Raw genomic sequence first — 269 nt, 5'->3', positions numbered from 1 at the left:
GCGCTACTGCGTTTCACTTCTGAGTTCGGAATGGGATCAGGTGGTGCCACAGTGCTATTGTCGCTAGACAAAAAGGTTACAATCTTGAAAGCTGTTGCTCGCTAGAGCTATAAATATAAAAGCGTATCTTATTCAATTCATTATAGTGCGTGAAGTTATTCTGTCAGTCTTCTACAAACACTTCGCAGTAAAACTACTTGGGTGTTGTATGGTTAAGCCTCACGGGCAATTAGTATCAGTTAGCTCAAGACCTCGCAGTCCTTACACAC

At 42.4% G+C, this 269-nt stretch carries 1 rRNA gene; it reads right to left on the bottom strand.

Annotated features, from left to right (window positions below):
• Window positions 1–68: ribosomal RNA gene (gene rrf / locus H4J76_RS19640) — 5S ribosomal RNA — on the bottom strand; the annotation flags it as partial.
• Between the last annotated feature and the right edge of the window lie 201 nt (window positions 69–269).

This window comes from Colwellia sp. BRX9-1 (assembly GCF_014077195.1).
Lineage (GTDB): Bacteria > Pseudomonadota > Gammaproteobacteria > Enterobacterales > Alteromonadaceae > Colwellia_A.
The sequence above is the reverse complement of the archived record's forward strand: the minus strand, read 5'-3'. Positions and strand labels throughout refer to the sequence as shown.